General features: G+C 59.5%; 16 protein-coding genes. 13 read left to right on the top strand and 3 right to left on the bottom strand.

Annotated elements, in window-relative coordinates:
• Position 1: 1 nt before the first annotated feature.
• On the top strand, positions 2–403 hold the full coding sequence (gene gloA2, locus ACTG20_RS05495; protein WP_005362902.1) for an SMU1112c/YaeR family gloxylase I-like metalloprotein: 402 nt from the start codon (positions 2–4) through the stop codon (positions 401–403).
• A gap of 78 nt (positions 404–481) precedes the next feature.
• On the opposite strand, the gene ACTG20_RS05490 is transcribed toward gloA2, so the two are convergent.
• Complete coding sequence (locus ACTG20_RS05490) at positions 482–802, bottom strand: SMR family transporter (protein WP_005335659.1); 321 nt, start codon at positions 800–802, stop codon at positions 482–484.
• Positions 799–1,185, bottom strand: a complete 387-nt coding sequence (locus ACTG20_RS05485; protein WP_005335660.1) for a DMT family transporter — start codon at positions 1,183–1,185, stop codon at positions 799–801. The genes ACTG20_RS05490 and ACTG20_RS05485 overlap by 4 nt, the downstream gene beginning before the upstream one ends.
• Positions 1,186–1,343: 158 nt before the next feature.
• On the opposite strand from ACTG20_RS05485, the gene ACTG20_RS05480 reads away from it, so the two are divergent.
• The 3 genes from ACTG20_RS05480 to ppa all read left to right on the top strand — a co-directional run bounded on the left by ACTG20_RS05480 (position 1,344) and on the right by ppa (position 4,662).
• Positions 1,344–2,225, top strand: coding sequence for a LysR family transcriptional regulator (locus tag ACTG20_RS05480; protein WP_005354677.1), 882 nt, complete (start codon positions 1,344–1,346; stop codon positions 2,223–2,225).
• Between the two features lie 109 nt (positions 2,226–2,334).
• Entirely contained in the window at positions 2,335–3,915 is a 1,581-nt protein-coding gene (locus ACTG20_RS05475; protein ID WP_194494622.1) for a DUF3369 domain-containing protein, read from the top strand.
• A gap of 216 nt (positions 3,916–4,131) precedes the next feature.
• The gene (gene ppa / locus ACTG20_RS05470) at positions 4,132–4,662 is read left to right on the top strand and encodes an inorganic diphosphatase (RefSeq protein ID WP_005335667.1); all 531 of its coding nucleotides are present in this window, start codon (positions 4,132–4,134) and stop codon (positions 4,660–4,662) included.
• A 28-nt stretch (positions 4,663–4,690) separates the two neighbouring features.
• Here ppa and ACTG20_RS05465 read toward each other — a convergent pair whose 3' ends face one another.
• Positions 4,691–5,038 (bottom strand): hypothetical protein, encoded by a 348-nt coding sequence (locus tag ACTG20_RS05465; RefSeq protein ID WP_106844390.1) that lies wholly within the window; start codon positions 5,036–5,038, stop codon positions 4,691–4,693.
• A gap of 139 nt (positions 5,039–5,177) precedes the next feature.
• On the opposite strand from ACTG20_RS05465, the gene ACTG20_RS05460 reads away from it, so the two are divergent.
• From ACTG20_RS05460 to ACTG20_RS05420, 9 genes are all read left to right on the top strand, one after another.
• The gene (locus ACTG20_RS05460) at positions 5,178–6,068 is read left to right on the top strand and encodes a hypothetical protein (protein WP_005335678.1); all 891 of its coding nucleotides are present in this window, start codon (positions 5,178–5,180) and stop codon (positions 6,066–6,068) included.
• Positions 6,069–6,288: 220 nt separating this feature from the next.
• Positions 6,289–6,831 carry a YtfJ family protein gene (locus tag ACTG20_RS05455; RefSeq protein ID WP_005343253.1) on the top strand — a complete coding sequence of 181 codons (543 nt, stop codon included), beginning with the start codon at positions 6,289–6,291 and terminating at the stop codon, positions 6,829–6,831.
• Positions 6,832–6,875: 44 nt separating this feature from the next.
• Complete coding sequence (locus ACTG20_RS05450; RefSeq protein WP_110303537.1) at positions 6,876–7,175, top strand: DUF2607 family protein; 300 nt, start codon at positions 6,876–6,878, stop codon at positions 7,173–7,175.
• 32 nt (positions 7,176–7,207) lie between these two features.
• Positions 7,208–7,798 (top strand): DUF2796 domain-containing protein, encoded by a 591-nt coding sequence (locus ACTG20_RS05445; protein ID WP_439987501.1) that lies wholly within the window; start codon positions 7,208–7,210, stop codon positions 7,796–7,798.
• A gap of 4 nt (positions 7,799–7,802) precedes the next feature.
• On the top strand, positions 7,803–8,492 hold the full coding sequence (locus ACTG20_RS05440; RefSeq protein WP_005354693.1) for an ABC transporter ATP-binding protein: 690 nt from the start codon (positions 7,803–7,805) through the stop codon (positions 8,490–8,492).
• A complete protein-coding gene (locus ACTG20_RS05435; RefSeq protein ID WP_005354695.1) occupies positions 8,486–9,733 on the top strand; it encodes an ABC transporter permease in 1,248 nt (415 codons plus the stop codon). Before ACTG20_RS05440 ends, ACTG20_RS05435 begins: the two co-directional genes overlap by 7 nt.
• Before the next feature lie 31 nt (positions 9,734–9,764).
• Complete coding sequence (locus ACTG20_RS05430; RefSeq protein WP_026034852.1) at positions 9,765–10,238, top strand: DUF3299 domain-containing protein; 474 nt, start codon at positions 9,765–9,767, stop codon at positions 10,236–10,238.
• Between the two features lie 104 nt (positions 10,239–10,342).
• Positions 10,343–11,203: a TIGR03899 family protein gene (locus ACTG20_RS05425; protein ID WP_005335692.1), complete on the top strand. Its 861-nt coding sequence runs from the start codon at positions 10,343–10,345 to the stop codon at positions 11,201–11,203.
• A gap of 276 nt (positions 11,204–11,479) precedes the next feature.
• The gene (locus ACTG20_RS05420; RefSeq protein WP_194494620.1) at positions 11,480–13,117 is read left to right on the top strand and encodes a methyl-accepting chemotaxis protein; all 1,638 of its coding nucleotides are present in this window, start codon (positions 11,480–11,482) and stop codon (positions 13,115–13,117) included.
• Positions 13,118–13,571: the final 454 nt, after the last annotated feature.

Genomic DNA, 13,571 nt, shown 5'->3' with positions numbered 1-13,571 from the left:
CATGACCTTTCCGCTGTTTGACGCCATCCACCATGTGGCCATCATCGCCAGCGATTACCCACGCTCGCGCCACTTCTATCACGAAGTGCTGGGGCTGCCCATCATCGCCGAGACCCTGCGCGAGGCACGCCAGTCGTGGAAACTGGATCTGGCCCTGCCGGACGGCAGCCAGCTGGAGCTGTTCAGCTTCCCCTCGCCTCCCGAGCGCCCCTCCCGCCCCGAGGCGTGTGGTCTGCGCCATCTTGCCTTTCGGGTCAGCGATCTTGACCGGGTCATCGCCCACCTGCTGGCCCATCGGGTCGAGGTAGAGCCGGTGCGAGTGGATGAACTGACCGGCAAGCGCTTTACCTTCTTCGCCGACCCCGACGGCCTGCCGCTGGAGCTCTACGAAGCGCCGCGCTGAGCCTGAATCGACCAAGCAATCAGCCAAACAAAAGCCGCCCGGTTGCTACCGGGCGGCTTTTCTTATTGCTTCAGGTTATCAGGCGGTAGTCAGCATAACGACAGCCAGCGCCATCACCATCATGCCAGCCCAACCGATGGGCTTGAGCCGCTCACCGAAGAAGAGCAAACCGCCCAGCGCCGTACCGACGATGCCGATAGCCCCCCAGGTGGCGTAGGCAACAGCCAGGTCAATCTGGCCGCCACTTACCGCTTCCGAGAGCAGGGTAAAGGCGCCGAGTACCAGCATGATCCCCAGGAAGCCCCACCCCTTGTAACGAAAACCCTTGGAGCGGTTGATGGCCATGTTGGCGCCGATATCGATCAGCGCGGCACCCAATACAATCACAAACGGACTCATGCTGTGGCCTCCGCTTCTACTGACTTGTCTGCAGGCTCATCATGGGTCTCCCCCATGGTCACCATAACAATCCCCACTATCGCGAGAGCCAGGCCAATCAGCTCCTGAACGGTCACATCGTAACCAAGGAACATGACCGACACTATGGTGATCAAGGTGATCCCGAGCCCCTCCCAGAGCGCAAACGCAATACCAATGGAGATTGTTTTGGCGGCTTTCGCCAGCAACCAGTACGAGAAACCGATCAACAGCCACATCGGGATGTAATTCATCCAGCCAGCTCCCTGCTCGGGGATCATGGCCATGCTGGAGGTACCGGCGACCTCGGTCACGATGGCGCCGGTCAAAAACAGCCGGGCCAGAAACATACGACTTAATAACATATAAGATGCCTTTGTTGCTTCGACGGGAGAGATGGTAAATGGGGAGAAGCAACTCGCGACAATCGCTCAGCGTCGATTATTCCGACGCCACAGGTTTGCCTTGCCTTGGTTCGGCACGCTAAGGTGATGGTGAAAAACTCCGCCACAGCCTGTAACACATGAAGCTATATCAAATAGAACTCTTTGTAGAGTCAGCCAATAGCGGCTCTATTGCCAACACCGCCCGTCGCCTCGGCAAAAGCCGCAGCGCCGTCAGCACCGCCATCGCGGCACTGGAAGTTGAGCTTGGCGTCGAACTTTTTGAACGAGGCGCCAATCAGAGTCGGCTGACCGAGATCGGCGAGCTGGTGCTTGATGATTGCACTCGCCTGCTGCAGGCAGCCAATAGCCTGCAGCAGAAGTGCAAACATTACGCCTCGGGGGCCGAAGTGGCGCTGCGGGTTGCCCGCGATGACGCCATTCCCGAGCCGGTGTGGCGCGAGATGCTGGCCAGCCTGCACAATCAGTTTCCCGGTACCAGTATCTCGCTGGTGCTCGCCTCCCCACCCGAACTGCCGGCGCTGGTGGAAGAGGGATTCGTCGATGCCGCTTTTGGCCTCATTACCGAAGATCAGGAGCGCAGCGGCCTCAATATCGACGTGCTCAACCCGATCCGCACCCTGATGGTGGTGGCACCCAGCCATCCGCTGGCCGGACTGAAGCGGGTCAAACAGCAGGATCTGACCGATCACACCCAGGTCACCCTCTCGTATGTAGATGAATTTTCAGTAAAAAGCCTGCTACCTGTGGGAGGCCAGCATATCGGCCTCTCCAGCTTTGAGTTGATGCGCAATGCGGTGCTGGACGGGCTGGGTTGGGCAGTGCTCCCCTCGCCGCTGATCCAGAGTCAGCTGCGACAAGGCTCCCTGCTGACCCTGAAACACAAGTTCAGCCTGCAGTGGCGGGATTACGGGGTCTATCTGGCGGAAAACGCCTATCACGGCAAGGTGTTGGCCTGGTTGAAGAAGTCGATCCAGGGGTATCTGGAACCTTTCGAGTAGCGATAAAGAGGCGGAGCCAGCTCACGATATCTGCTTATCCTGATGATCCGAGCGGATGTGATCGTGCATACTGTTCACATACTCATTGAGCGCCGGAGGCGTAACCGATATGAGCAGTGCCCAAGACAAGGACAATATCTTGCTGGACGACGACATCATCGAACTCGATGATGAGGAGGTCGTGGTCCCCAAGGCACTCAACCCATGGCAAGTGCTGATCGTGGATGATGAACCGGATATCCATCATGCCACCCGCCTGGCCCTCTCCAACATTCACTACAAATCCCGTCCGCTGGAACTGCTCAATGCCTACAGCGGCGCCGAAGCTGGCCGCATGCTGGAGGCCAATCCCAAGATTGCGCTGATCCTGCTCGATGTGGTGATGGAGACAGAAGACGCAGGTCTGCGGCTGGTGCACCGGATCCGCAACGAAATGCACAACTCGCTGGTGCGGATCGTGCTGCGTACCGGCCAGCCCGGTCAGGCCCCCGAGCAGCGGGTGATCCTCGATTACGACATCAATGACTACAAGACCAAGACCGAACTGACGGTACAAAAGCTCTACACCACTGTCATCGCATCCCTGCGTTCATACGAAACTCTCAGCGCCATCGACAAGAGTCGCCAAGGGCTCGGCAAAATTCTGGAAGGGGCGGGCGATCTCTACCATCTTCATTCACTCAAGGAGTTTGCCTCCGGCGTGCTGAAACAGATCAGCGCCATTCTCGATGTGGGCACCGAAGGGGCTATCTGCGCCGAGCGCCGTCCCGGCGAACAGGGGCTGGAGATCCTCGCCGCCACCGGCGACTACGAGACTCTGCTGGATGATGGCAAGATCACCGACTTTCCCCCCCTCAATGACTCGGTCATGAAGGCACTGGCGGCGCGCTGCAACCGCTTTGAACACCCACAGGACTCCCTCTATATCGCCGCCCAGAATGGTCGCGAGTTCGTGCTGAGTTTTACCCCGACCCAGCCCCTCGATCCCCTCGAATGCGATCTGCTGGATGTCTTCTGTCAGCGCATCTCGGCGGCCTATGACAATCTCTATCTCTACAACCAGTTGCTGCGCGCCCAGGAGGCCACCGTGGTGGCACTCGCGGCGCTGGCGGAGTTTCGTGATTCCGATACCGGCGAGCATGTCTTGCGGGTGCAGAAGCTCTCGGATGCCATCGTGGCAGAGTTGAGGCAGATGGCGGCCTATCCCGAGCAGCTGACCCCGGAGTTTGTCGAGATGATCGGCATGGCCTCCATCCTGCACGATGTGGGCAAGGTGGGCACCCCGGACCATATCCTGCACAAGCCTGGCCGTTTCGACCCGGAAGAGCGAGCCATCATGGAGCAGCACGCCGGTATCGGCGCCAATATCCTGCACAAGGCGGGCGAAATGGTGGAGGGAACCAGCTACCTCTCGCTGGGGGCAGAGATCGCCCGAGGCCACCACGAGCACTTCGATGGCAAGGGCTACCCGCAACAGCTTACTGGTCAGCAGATCCCGCTGTCGGCGAGGATTGTGGCGGTGGTCGATGTGTTCGATGCCCTGCTCAGCAAGCGCCCCTACAAGGAGCCTTGGACGCTGACGCAGACCATGGAGTATATCCAGTCCCGCTCCGGCACCCAGTTTGACCCTCATGTAGTGACAGCCCTGTCGCGACTGGTCAATGAGTCGAGACTCCCCTACTCGCTCTGACCCTCTTTACTCGCAACTCCACATGCCCTGCCGGTGACCAAGATCAGCGGCAGGGCATCAAAACAGCCGTTTTGTTGCATCCCGCACACATCAAAGCGCCGCAAACAGGAAACATCCCCCTTCTTTGTTAGCGATATCCGCTGAAATATGGTCATTTAACATCACATCGCTATAATATCGGCCTGCAAACCTGATACTAACAACGAAGGAAATATCATGAGCCTGAACCTGGTACCGGCCGGCAAGAGCCTGCCCGACGATATCTATGTCATCATCGAAATCCCGCAGAATGCCGACCCGATCAAATACGAAGTCGACAAGGACAGCGGTGCTATTTTCGTCGATCGCTTCATGTCTACCCCGATGTTCTATCCGTGCAACTACGGCTACGTGAACGCGACTCTCTCTCTGGATGGTGACCCCGTCGACGTACTGGTTCCGACTCCCTACCCGCTGCTGGCCGGTTCCGTCATTCGCTGCCGTCCGGTTGGCGTGCTGAAGATGACCGACGAATCTGGCGAAGATGCCAAGATCGTTGCCGTACCGCACTCCAAGCTGACCAAGCAGTACGACCACATCCAGGATGTGAACGATCTGCCGGAACTGCTGAAAGCCCAGATCCAGCACTTCTTCGAGCGCTACAAAGAGCTGGAAGCGGGCAAATGGGTCAAGGTGGAAGGTTGGGGCGACAAGGCCGCTGCCGAAGCCGAGATCAAAACCTCTGCCGAGCGTTACGCTGCCAAGTAAGCGTCACTTCGCTTGTAAAAAAGGCGCCTTATGGCGCCTTTTTTGTCGGTGTGTGCGGCAGCTGACCGGCCGCATCTTCGGCAGGATTGCCCTGAATGTATATTTCACGACCATCTTTCTGGTAGGGACGATAGTAATCACCGCCACAGCGATAGCCACCGCCCGGCTGGCTCATCAGCTCGCAGTTGACCGGCAACACCTCCAGCCACTTGATGGCCTGCTGGTAGCGCAACCACTCCTGCCATTCGTGTTCGCGCGCCAGCTGGTCACGCAGGGCAAAGGTATCAGCAACGGACATCCCCTTGTTGACGATCACCTGACCCGCCATGGCTGGCAGGCTGAGCAGCCCAAACAGCACTATGATCCAAGGCTTCATAACCCCTCCAGAGTGACTTAATTTCACAATTAAATTAAAAGTCACATCAATCTGTTATCCAGATCACAAAACGAAACATCACCAAAGTGGTTCCGGCTCACCTAGTTGTTAATTATCGTCCACGGCAGGAAGCACCACCATGAAGCTGACCCCCGCGCTGTTGCTCAGCCTCACTCTCTGCACCACTCTTGGTGCTACAAGCAACGCCAGCGAAATCAACATGAGCTGGCAGTGGCAATCCACCGATGGCCAGCGCAAGCACTTCCAGCTGACCACCGACGATCAGGTGATGGCCGCCAGTCGCCACGAGATGAGCCTGCTGAAGGCCTCTCTCACCAATCCGCTGGAGACGCTCTACGCCTATATCAGCCCGCGGCTCTACAACAGCATCAACCTGATCAACCAGAGCAGTCCAGAGACCGCTACCAAGTTTCGCAATCTGGAGCAGGCCTTCACCCTGCGGGACGACAGCATGGAGTCGCTGCTGTTCTGGCAAGCCTACCAACAGTATCAGGAGGATGCCTTCTACCAGATGAGGGTGATCCCCTGCGTCCATCCGGCCAATCGCAAGCTGCCTTGCGTGCGACCCGATTACTCCCAGCTCTTCTACCACTTCAAAGGGCACCTCAAGCCACTGGCGCAGCAATTTGCCGCCAAGGATCTCGCCACCAGCGTCAGCCTGCTGCAGGAGTGGCTGAACGCCATCCCCACCCAGCCGGAGCAGCTGGATCACTTCGCGCCGCCGCTGCAGGCGTTGCAGGATAACAAGGCCGACAGCGACGAGAAGGCGCTGTTGATGGCCAGCCTGCTGGCAGAGCTGGCGCCGCAATATGTGCTCAGCATCATCTATCCGGATATCAGCATCGGCAGCGTCTCCCCTGCCTGGCTGGCCATTACGGCAGACAGTGGCGTACCCGGTGATGTGGTGGTGATCAACAATCAGCGCCATGTGCTGCTGACCGGCTCGTCCCTGCTGGCCCAACAGATGACCATGGCCAAGATCCCCCTCATCAGCGAGTCGCTCTACTGACGCAGACAGCTCAGACCAGCAGCCAATTCATTGATTTTTATCGATGTCATGCCATCCTAGCCGCCCTTGCCAGCCAACCACCTGACTGGCAGGGCGCCGACGCTTCTGAATTGCGATCTTATTTAACACTTTTTAAACAGATCCGATCAGTTTAGGATGAAGCTCGCCCATTCCCTCAATCCGAAACTCGTTATAACATAACAAATGGAGTGTCATCAGGATGAAACATCTCGTACTTACTTTGGCGCTGCTGCCATCTCTGGTCTTTGCTCACAACTTCAAGGATGGCAACCCGGTGCCGCTGGTCAATGTCAGTGACAAGGGTGAGCTGGTACTGAACGGCAAGGATATCGGCTACCAGCCGTGGCAGAGCACCTCTCTCACCGGCAAGGTGTTCCTGATCCAGCATATTGCCGGTCGCTCCAGTGCCAAGGAGCTGAACGCCCCGATGATCGAGGCGATCAAGGCCGCCAAACTGCCGCAAGACAAGTACCAGACCGTTACCGTCATCAACAGCAATGACGCCATCTGGGGCACCTCCGGCTTCGTGAAGAGCAGTGCCGAGGACAGCAAGAAAGAGTTCCCCTGGTCCGCCATGGTGCTGGATGCCAAGGGCATGGCGCGCAACGCCTGGGATCTGACGCCGGAAAGCTCGGCGATCATTCTGCTGGATAAAGAGGGCAAGGTGCTGTTTGCCAAAGATGGCCAGCTCGATGCCAACAACATTGCTACCGTGATGGGGCTCATCAAGTCCCATCTCTAAGTCAGAGAGAAAGGGCGCTGATGGCGCCCTTTCCATAAGGGTCTATGGGTCGTATCAAGCTGAAAATCTGGATCTTGCTGCTGGGCTGGTTATGGCTGCAGCCTGCCCTTGCCCGGCACCAGTTTGAATCCGCCCTGCCCGGCCACGACGACCATCACTGCCTGGTTTGCGCCCTCCATCTGGATGGCAAACAGGTCATCACCGCCACCCCCTATTGTTTCCCCGGTTCGACCTCTGTTCTGCCCGTCGTTGCAACCATGCAGCGCTCGGCGGATACCGCCACGCTTCACAGCTACGCCATCCGTGCACCGCCCGCCTCTGTTTTTATCTATCCATTTGTTTAAGTTCACTATTTGTTTTGAAAAAAGGATTAAAGATGAAAGCAGTTACTCTGTTTCTGGCCGCAGCGGCCTTTGGCGCACACGCCAATCACGACGAACACGAGAGCCACAGCCACGGCGCCCACGAGCATGGCCACGGCCACCTCAATCTGGTGGTCGATGGCGACCAATTGATGATCGAGCTGCAGGCACCCGCAGCCGATCTGGTGGGCTTCGAGCACGCCGCCAAGAGCGATGAAGAGAAGGCGCAGTATGCCAAGGCGGTCGCCCGCCTCCAGCAGCCTGACGCCCTGTTTCGCTTCGACCCGGCCGCTGGCTGCAAACTGACCCAGCAGGAGCTGCAAGCCGCCAAAGAAGAGCATGATCACGACCATGACCATGACCATGACCATGACAAGGCTGCCAGCGACAAACATGAAAACCACCATGATCATGACGAAGCGGGTCACGCCGATATGGGCGCCATGTACACCTACACCTGCGCCACGCCGGCCAAACTGACCGGCCTTGAGGCGACCCTGTTCAGCGTCTATCCGAGCCTTGAGAAGCTGAGCGTGCAGGGCATCATGCCTACTGGCCAGACCGCTGGCGAGCTGACCCCGTCCGCCAACAAGCTGAGCTGGTAACGCCATGAAAAAAGCCGTGGTTGAGATCCGCGATCTGGCCTTTGCCTGGCCAGGTGGCGACGCTGTACTCGATCTGCCCGCCCTCACCATCCGCGAGGGTGAGCGGGTCTTTATCAAGGGCCCGTCGGGCTCTGGCAAGTCGACCCTGCTCGGGTTGCTGGCCGGGATCCAGACCGCCAACCACGGCACCCTGGAGGTGCTGGGCCAACCATTGGCCCGGCTCTCTGGCCGTGCCCGTGACCACTTCCGGGCGGCCAATCTGGGTTATATCTTCCAGCAGTTCAATCTGCTGCCTTTTCTCTCGGTGCAGGACAACGTGACCGCTGCCCTCACCTTTTCGCCCGCCAAACGGGCCCGCCTGCAAGGGAGTCCGGAGCAGGAGGCGCGCCGTCTGCTGGCGGAGCTGCAACTGCCGGATGAGGCGCTGCATCGCCCCGTCCATGCCCTCAGCATTGGCCAGCAGCAGCGGGTTGCCGCCGCACGGGCGCTGATCGGCTCGCCGCCACTGGTGATCGCCGACGAGCCCACCTCGGCCCTCGACACCGACAACCGGGCGGCCTTTATCAAGCTGTTGTTCGAGGAGTGCGACAAGCAGGGCTCGACCCTGATCTTCGTCAGTCACGATCCTTACCTCGAACCCCTGTTCCCACGGGTGGAAAACCTGCAACAACTTAACCGGAGGGCTACGTGCTAAAGCTCGCCCTGCAAAGTCTCTGGGCCCGTCGCCTCACCGCCGGGCTCACCCTGCTAGCCGTTGCCATCAGCGTCACCCTGTTGCTCGGGGTGGAACGGGTGCGCACCCAGGCCCGTGAAAGCTTCTCCAACACCGTCTCGGGTACCGATCTCATCGTCGGCGCCCGCTCCGGTCAGGTGAACCTGCTGCTCTACTCGGTGTTTCGCATCGGCAACCCCACCAACAACGTGGGGTGGGACTCCTATCAGGCCATCAAACAGAAACCGGGCGTCGCCTGGACCATCCCGCTTTCGCTTGGTGACTCCCACAAGGGATTTAGGGTGCTCGGCACCAATGGCGACTACTTCACCCACCTGAAGTACGGTCAGCAGCAGTCGCTGCAACTGCGGGAAGGGCGGCCGTTCGAGACGCCGTTTGAAGCTGTACTCGGTGCCCAGGTGGCCGAGAAGCTCGGCTATCACCTCGACCAATCCATCGTCATCGCCCACGGCGCTGGCAACACCTCGTTCAGCCAGCACGACAACCTGCCATTCAAGGTGGTGGGCATTCTGGCGCCGACCGGCACGCCCATCGATCGCACCATCCATGTGCCGCTGGCGGGGATAGAGGCGATCCATCTCGGTTGGGACACCGGCCGCCACAGCAAGAACGTGACGCCGGAGCAGGCGCTGGCGCAGGATCTCACCCCGAAAACCATTACCGCCTTTATGGTGGGGCTGAGCAACCGCATTCTGGCGTTCCAGCTGCAACGCAGCGTCAACACCTATCCCAAAGAGCCGCTGATGGCGATCCTGCCGGGGGCCGCCCTGCAGGAGCTGTGGAGCCTGATGAGCGTGGCGGAAACTGCCCTCTCGGTCATCGCCGGTTTCGTGGTAGTCGCGGGCCTGATCGGCATGCTGACCACATTGCTGGCTGGGCTTAACGAGCGGCGCCGGGAGCTCGCTATTTTGCGATCCCTCGGTGCGGGCCCTGCCCACCTGTTCCTGCTGCTGGCGCTGGAGGCCATGGCGCTGACCACGGTCGGCATCGCTCTCGGGGTCGCCGTGCTCTATCTGGGGCAGGGGCTTGCCTCGCCCTGGCTGCTCAGCCACTATGGCCTGCAACTGAGTCTGGGGCTGCCGAGCACCTACGAGTGGCAGTTGCTGGGGGTAGTCTGGCTGGCGGGTATGGTAATTGGCCTGCTCCCCGCCGCCCGCGCTTACCGCTACAGCCTGAGCGATGGCATGAGCATTCGCGTCTAGCGAGACGCCCAAAATAGAAACAGAAGGACAGATGATGAAGTGGAAAATTGTGGCGCTGCTCGCCAGCCTGCTGGTGCTGCCCGCCCTGGCCGCCGATTACAAGACCATCGACTGGGATGTGCTCATCCCGGAAGGGGAAAAACTGCTGCCACCGCCCCAGGTCAATCACGAAGATCCCATGTCGGTGCCGCAACCGGTGGGCGGGGTAAACAAGAAGCTGGACAACCAGGATGTGCGCATTCCGGGCTTCGTGGTGCCGCTGGAAGGGGATGCCAAGAAGATCACCGCCTTCCTGCTGGTGCCCTACTTCGGCGCCTGCATCCATGTGCCGCCGCCCCCCACCAATCAGGTGATCTATGTGAGCTACCCCAAGGGTGCGCCGGTGGATGACCTGTGGGATGCCATCTGGGTGAAGGGCAAGATGCGCACTGTCAGCTCCAGCCACGAGATGGCCACCGCCTCCTATTCGATGGAAGCGGTCGAGGTGAGCGTCTACGAGGAGTAATCCTCCCGTTGCAAAAAAAGCGGCCTCCACGGAGGCCGCTTTGTTATCTTGGCATCCCGGTTGGAGTAACATTCAGCTCCAGAACCTGTGCGAATGGAGTCAGCATGGCAGACCTCCCCCCCCCGAAAAAAGAGAGTTCGATCCTGAGCAGCCAGGAGCAGACCCTGCGTCTGGCCCGCAGTCGCGGCATCGACGGCATGCTCACCCGCAACACAGACAGCACCTTCGAACAGCGCGCCACCTTTCGCCATCTGGCGGATCAGGCCGCCCGCCAGCGCAATCTGGAAGCCATCATGGTGATGGCCTCCCGCCACTGCGAAGAGACCGCAGCTGGCGGTGAGATGGACAGCGACTGGCTGACCCGCTTCCTGCAACTGGCGGAAGATATCAGCATGGTGCCGATGCAGCAGCTGTGGGGGCGGATCTTCGCGCTGGAAGTCGCCACGCCGGGCCGCTTCTCCATCCGGGCGCTCGCCACCCTCAAAGAGATGACCCAGCGCGAGGCCCAGCTGTTTCAGCGCATCTGCTCACTGACTTGCCACTACACCGGCAGCGACGAGCAGCGACTGCTGCTGGGGCTGCACAAGGGGGCCAGCCTGCTGAGTCGCGCCAAGGCAACCCGCCTTGGCCTTGGCAAATACCGACTGCCCTACAACGCCCTGCTGCAACTGTTTGAGCTGGGGCTGCTGCATCGCGCGGAGCTGGAGTCAGGCCCGCTGCCCGCCGATGGGGTCGAGCTGGAGTTCGGCAACCAGCGCTGGCGGCTGCAGTGCAAGCAGAACAACATCACCCTGCTCTACTACCGGCTCACCCCGGTGGGCAACGAGCTCGCCCAGCTGCTGCAAGAGTCGCCGCTGGAGGAGTACCTGCAAGATCTGAAAACCGTGCTGGTGCAGGGTATCCAGATTGAAGTGATGCAGCTCGTCAGCGCCCCCTCCTCACCCGCTCCCGACCCTCTCCCCTGATCTCTGACGGGGCAGCTGCTGCCCCGTCTGTTCGTGGCTCCTTCGCACCAAGCTGCTGGCTCCAAGCTCATGGGCTTGACCAGAATAGGTTGCAAATTGCAGATGCTGCAGAGGCACACCCCGTCAGCTCCGTTGCATATTGCAAACAGCAACGATCTTTTCCTGCCAAAACGGCACTAATAACATATCAATCATTAGCTTTTGCCAGCTGGCCCACCCCTTGCAGATGCCTTGATGTAGATCAAAATCTAACCATCACAGCTCGGGAGTAAGGCCATGAGAATCAATCAACCGGTTACCCAAAGAGAACGTCTCTATCCAGACCACCAGAGCCTCATCTCCACCACGGATCTGGAGAGCCGCATCACCTACGCCAACGATGAGTTCTGCGAGATAGCAGGCTTCCAGCTCGACGAGCTGCTGGGGGAACACCACAATCTGGTACGTCATCCTGACATGCCGAAACAGGCCTTTGCAGATCTGTGGAACCATATCCGCGAAGGCAAGAGCTGGATGGGGCCGGTGAAAAATCGCTGCAAAAGTGGCGATCACTACTGGGTCAGCGCCTTTGTCACCCCCATCAAGGATGCCAGTGGCCGGGTGGTGGAGTATCAGTCGGTGCGCACCGCCCCGAGCGAGGAGATCAAACAGCGGGCCGAGAAGGTCTATGCCGACCTTCGCAACAACAAGCTGCCGCTGGCGCTCAAGTTGCCCACCTTCTCCCATACCCTGACCATCAACCTCTGTCTGCTGCTGAGCCTGCTCGCCATGTTTGCGCTGGGCTACAGCCACGACATGAACTGGCAACTGGCGCTGGTCGCCCTGCCACTGGCGATAGCGGCCATCACCCTGAATGCCCTCTCCCGTCGCCTCGGCAAGCTCAACAAGATGGCCCGCAGCCGCTTTGACAACCCGCTGATGCAGCTGCTCTACACCAACAAGGTGGACAACATAGCCGCCATCGAACTCTCGATGGTGATGAATCAGGCAGAGTTCAACGCCGTGCTGGCCCGCACCCAGCAGACTTGCAGCAAGATCCTGCAGGCCGCCGAAGGGGATCTGCGCAACGCCGAATCCATCACCGACAACCTGCAACAGCAGCAGGCCGAAACCAATCAGGTAGCGACTGCCGTGACCGAGATGTCGGAATCCATTCGCGAGGTGTCACAAAGCTCGACTGACTCCTCCAGCCTGCTGGACGAGACCGCCGACCTGTTCAAGAGCGGCAACAGTAGCGTGGCCGAAACCGTGGCTGCCGTGGCAGGCATGAACAGCGAGCTGACCACCTCCAAGAGCGTGATCAGTGCGCTGGTCGGCCACTGCCGCGATATCGATGGCATCCTCGATGTGATCAACAACATCGCCAACCAGACCAACCTGCTGGCCCTCAATGCCGCCATCGAAGCGGCCCGGGCTGGCGAAGCGGGTCGGGGTTTCTCGGTGGTCGCCGACGAGATCCGCACGCTCGCCATCAAGACCCAATCCTCGACCAGCGAGATCCAGAAGATGATCACCGAACTGCAAACCAGCGCCGGGGATGCAGAACAGGCGATGGAGAAGGGCTGCCAACTCTCCGAAAGCTGCCAGCAAAAAGCCTCGGCAACCGGCACCATTCTCCAGCAGATCAACGATATGCTGCAGCAGGTGGCCTCCGGCAGCGGCCAGATTGCCCAGGCGGTGCAGGAGCAGTTCCACGTCACCGCCGAGATCAACCGCAACGTGCTCAGCATCAAGACCCTGGCCGATGACTCCAGCGTTGGCAGCCAGCACGCCGTGCACGGCATCACCCAGCTGGTAAACCAGTTGAGCGATCTCGACCGGCTGGTACGCCAGTTCCAGAAGGGCGCTCCGACAAGCCAGAGCCGCTACGAAGTGGCCACCACCCGCGCCGTGCCGGTACGCCAAGCCAGATAACCGCTACCCAAACAATCACCGCAGCAAAACCCTATGGGCCCGCAGGCTCATAGGGTTTTTTAATGCCCGCCAGCAAGATGGCGGCACTCTCGCTTCACTGTCCGGTTTCCCTCTGCACTGATAGGCGGCTGTTCTTGTACGAGCACATCGCCGCCCGTTATTGATTAATTTGTTGATCTTGCTCAGAAAACCGCCCGCTTGCGCTTTTCACCCCAGCCCCGTTCGGTAACATAGCCGCTTGGCGGCCTCTCGCAGGAGTCAGCCATGAGCCAAACAGTGCCAAATCACAAGTAAAAAGCAGCAAACTGGAGGCTGAAATTCAGGGGCGGTAGCGTGGTTTTTACAGGTTGGGGCAGCACGTAGCGAAGCCCAATAGGCAAGAATGATCACGCCAACCTGGGCGGGATAAACATGGATTGGGTCGATTGGTAACACAAATTTGTAGATACGTTTC

The sequence above is a fragment of the Aeromonas sp. 84A genome, assembly GCF_051919345.1.
GTDB classification, from domain to species: Bacteria; Pseudomonadota; Gammaproteobacteria; order Enterobacterales; family Aeromonadaceae; genus Aeromonas; species Aeromonas veronii.
The sequence above is the reverse complement of the archived record's forward strand: the minus strand, read 5'-3'. Positions and strand labels throughout refer to the sequence as shown.

Coding starts and splice junctions, on each gene's coding strand:
- gloA2 (WP_005362902.1), top strand. CDS start 2: ATGACCTTTCCGCTGTTTGACGCCATCCACCATGTGGCCATCATCGCC.
- ACTG20_RS05490 (WP_005335659.1), bottom strand. CDS start 802: ATGAGTCCGTTTGTGATTGTATTGGGTGCCGCGCTGATCGATATCGGC.
- ACTG20_RS05485 (WP_005335660.1), bottom strand. CDS start 1,185: ATGTTATTAAGTCGTATGTTTCTGGCCCGGCTGTTTTTGACCGGCGCC.
- ACTG20_RS05480 (WP_005354677.1), top strand. CDS start 1,344: ATGAAGCTATATCAAATAGAACTCTTTGTAGAGTCAGCCAATAGCGGC.
- ACTG20_RS05475 (WP_194494622.1), top strand. CDS start 2,335: ATGAGCAGTGCCCAAGACAAGGACAATATCTTGCTGGACGACGACATC.
- ppa (WP_005335667.1), top strand. CDS start 4,132: ATGAGCCTGAACCTGGTACCGGCCGGCAAGAGCCTGCCCGACGATATC.
- ACTG20_RS05465 (WP_106844390.1), bottom strand. CDS start 5,038: ATGAAGCCTTGGATCATAGTGCTGTTTGGGCTGCTCAGCCTGCCAGCC.
- ACTG20_RS05460 (WP_005335678.1), top strand. CDS start 5,178: ATGAAGCTGACCCCCGCGCTGTTGCTCAGCCTCACTCTCTGCACCACT.
- ACTG20_RS05455 (WP_005343253.1), top strand. CDS start 6,289: ATGAAACATCTCGTACTTACTTTGGCGCTGCTGCCATCTCTGGTCTTT.
- ACTG20_RS05450 (WP_110303537.1), top strand. CDS start 6,876: ATGGGTCGTATCAAGCTGAAAATCTGGATCTTGCTGCTGGGCTGGTTA.
- ACTG20_RS05445 (WP_439987501.1), top strand. CDS start 7,208: ATGAAAGCAGTTACTCTGTTTCTGGCCGCAGCGGCCTTTGGCGCACAC.
- ACTG20_RS05440 (WP_005354693.1), top strand. CDS start 7,803: ATGAAAAAAGCCGTGGTTGAGATCCGCGATCTGGCCTTTGCCTGGCCA.
- ACTG20_RS05430 (WP_026034852.1), top strand. CDS start 9,765: ATGATGAAGTGGAAAATTGTGGCGCTGCTCGCCAGCCTGCTGGTGCTG.
- ACTG20_RS05425 (WP_005335692.1), top strand. CDS start 10,343: ATGGCAGACCTCCCCCCCCCGAAAAAAGAGAGTTCGATCCTGAGCAGC.
- ACTG20_RS05420 (WP_194494620.1), top strand. CDS start 11,480: ATGAGAATCAATCAACCGGTTACCCAAAGAGAACGTCTCTATCCAGAC.